Origin of the sequence: Palleronia pontilimi, from assembly GCF_016412875.1 — a bacterium.
GTDB lineage: Bacteria > Pseudomonadota > Alphaproteobacteria > Rhodobacterales > Rhodobacteraceae > Palleronia > Palleronia pontilimi.
The window spans coordinates 1-2,965 of record NZ_JAEKPD010000038.1; the positions used below are offsets into that span (position 1 = coordinate 1).

Below are 2,965 nucleotides of genomic sequence, written 5' to 3' on the forward strand. Positions count from 1 at the left end.
AACACAGCAGCTGGAGGGCCTGGCGGCGCGGTCACTCGTGCGCGGCATCTGGGATTGCGAGTCCAGCAAACTCTGCGTTCACGGGCCATATCGGACATTGGTCAATAAACTCTCTCTGCGGCACAGGTTGCGCGAAGTGATCGTTTCCAAAAAGACGGAGCACATCGGGTTGTGCAGGGCGGGTATTCGGACAATGGCCTCTCCGGCGCGGGCGTCGAGGCCGCAACGCGATCGCTCAGTTCGCCTGAAGGAAGATTAAAGAAGCCGTGATTCAGCATGGCTGGCTGTGCGACGGTTGAAATTGGCAGATGCAGGACTGCGGGCTTCCAAGTACGCGGATCATCACGCCAAAAAGCTGACTGCGCAACTCAACGTGGTAACGTTATAAGAGAATCGCGCCTTGGGGAGGACGGTGATGAGCTGCCGTATTTGCCGATTGTCCTACGTTGCATGGGTTGCATTGGCGATCTTCACCCTTGGTAATCCGCTTGTCGCTCAAGAGACAGTTGCGATCCAATTCGCTCCGGGTGCCTTCGGCGCAACCGTGAACGGCAAGGTCGTCGGCGACACGCATGTCGACTACGTCGTCAACGCCCGACAAGGACAGACACTCGCGGTTGCGCTTGCGGTCACCGGGACCAACGGCAATGGATCGGCGATGTTCAACATCGTCCCGGCCGGGCAGGATTATCCGGCCATCTACAATGGCAGCATGGACGACGACAATCGCGCATCGGTCGAACTGCCTGACAGCGGCGACTGGGCAATCCGCGTCTACCTGATGGGCAACGACCGCGATACCGGACGCACCGTCGGCTACTCGCTCGACATCTCGATCGCATCGGACTCCAGCAGCGCCGGAGTGGGCTCTGCCGCGGGCTCGGACCTGTTGCCGGAGGAGGACCTCTTCATCGTCCGACTGTCGAGTTCCGGCGGTCAGTTGAACGTGCGGGACGCGCCACGGCCATCGGGCCGCCTGGTCGGGACGCTGCCGAACGGCGCAATGGTGTCCAATGCCGGCGGCTGCACGATGTCGGATGGCCAGCAATGGTGCGAGGTTCAGGCGGCGGGGGGAGGCGCGCGCGGCTGGGTCGCGGCGCGCTTCCTGGCCCTGCCGAGTCCGGAAACGACCTCTGGCGCCACGGGCCGGATCGTGACCATCGCGGGGGTTCCCGACGGCGACGTGTTGAACGTGCGTAGCGGTCCGGGCACCGGAGAGGCCATCGTCGGCGCGCTGAGCAACGACACCCAGGTCCGCGAACTTCGGTGCGAGCCGCAGGCCGGGTCCCGCTGGTGCGAGATCGAGATGATGACCGACATGCGCGGACGGGGCTGGATCAACGCGCGCTATATCGTGGGCAACGGCCCGAGCGCCACGCAACTGCCGAGCGCAGCCCGCATGGAACGCGTCCGGTTTGACGCCGGTGCGTCGGGCGCGGAAGTCTCCGACCAGCTCGGCGCGGGCACGAGCGTCACCTATCTGATCGGCGCCGGGAACGGACAGATGCTCTACACGCGCGTCGCGGCGCCGGGATCGGGCCTTGCTTGGCGGCTCTACAACCCAGACGGATCGCTGCTCGACGAGGGCGCGCCGTCGAAGGAATACCGCGGCCAGCTCTTCCAGTCGGGCGATCACCGGCTCGAGGTGGTGAACCGCAGCGGTGCCGCGCAGACCTTCAACGTCATCGTCGGGATCGATTGACGCCAAGGAAAACGAAGAAACCACCACAGGGACAGGAGAGACCATGACTCATTTCATCAAGCTCGGCCTCGCAACAGCTGCGATGGTGACCCTATCGGGATGCGTCGAGGACACCGGCGGCGGCAGCGCCATGATGCTGCCTGCGCCCGGCAGCGCCCCGTTTATCGAGGGCAGCTTCGGCGCGAGCGATGCCGCCGTTTCGGCCTGCCGGAATGCACTGCAAGCGCAGGTGACCGGCGGCGTGACCGTAGTCGGGTCGGAATTCTCGCAGGCCAACAGCGCGGTCTACATGCGGGTCGGGTCGAACGGCGCGCCGTGGCGGTGCCTGGTCGGCGATGACGGCAGCAATCCGTCGGTCGAATTCCAGGGCAGCGAAGGCTTCTTGTGATGACCGCGCGCGGGACAAGCCCAAGTCGGCTGTGCCGCGCGCTCATCATCGGGTTCGCGGCGCTCTGGGCGCTGGCCGTGGCGATCCTCGTCATCGGAACGTTCGGTCTGTTCGGGCAGGAGCGCGATCCCCTGTCGGCTGTCTTCCTGCTGCCGCTGGGGCTTCCATGGGCTCTCTTGCCCATGGGCGGCGCAGTCTGGGCGATCCTAGCGCCGGGCATCAATCTCGCCCTCATCGTCGCCCTGTGCCGCATCCGCAGGGCGCGCTGACATCGTCCTTCGGAGGACTTCTCATGGGCAATATCCTGATCGGTCGCGCGGGGTGTGCGATCGGCGCCGCCACCTGCAGGGTCCCGATCTGCGGCGTGGCGGGCATGGGGGGCGCCACGGGCTCTCGGCACCGGCATCTGCAGGACTGCCCGGCCCGCGATGAGGTCCGATGTCGCCCCGGACGACAGGACCGCCGCCAGCGCCGCGGGCTGCGCGTACATCATGGACAGTCTGCCCGCAGCATCCGAGTGAGCGGCCGCGCTTGAACATGCGCCGTCCTCTGCGCAGAATTCGACCGTTCCGAACCCGGTTGAGATGGACGTTCCGTTGCGTGTCCCGATGGCCCTGATCGCATTCGCACTCTTCTGCGCCGCTTCGATCGGTGTCCTGCGCATGGTCTACGCGCTGCCCCAGCGCGACGATTCACCGTCCACCCGGGCGATCCCCATCAGCGCCGAGACAACGCTCGGCGCGCGGGTCGAAACACTGATGGTCGGCCATCCCGATCTCGACGGTATCCAGCCGCTCGCGGACGGGCGCGACGCCTTCGCGGCGCGCATCCTGATGGTGACCTTCTCCCCGGTATCCGGGCCATTGCGAACTGGA

Annotated in this window: 3 protein-coding genes and 1 pseudogene; all 4 read left to right on the forward strand. The window is 65.8% G+C overall.

Features of this window, described 5'->3' with window-relative positions:
* The first annotated feature begins 415 nt into the window (after positions 1-415).
* The gene (locus ILP92_RS18655; protein ID WP_235971598.1) at positions 416-1,702 is read left to right on the forward strand and encodes an SH3 domain-containing protein; all 1,287 of its coding nucleotides are present in this window, start codon (positions 416-418) and stop codon (positions 1,700-1,702) included.
* A 43-nt stretch (positions 1,703-1,745) separates the two neighbouring features.
* Complete coding sequence (locus tag ILP92_RS18150) at positions 1,746-2,090, forward strand: hypothetical protein (RefSeq protein WP_198917824.1); 345 nt, start codon at positions 1,746-1,748, stop codon at positions 2,088-2,090.
* A complete protein-coding gene (locus ILP92_RS18155) occupies positions 2,090-2,359 on the forward strand; it encodes a hypothetical protein (protein WP_198917825.1) in 270 nt (89 codons plus the stop codon). The genes ILP92_RS18150 and ILP92_RS18155 overlap by 1 nt, the downstream gene beginning before the upstream one ends.
* Positions 2,360-2,698: 339 nt before the next feature.
* Positions 2,699-2,965, forward strand: a pseudogene (locus ILP92_RS18160) (hypothetical protein); the annotation flags it as partial.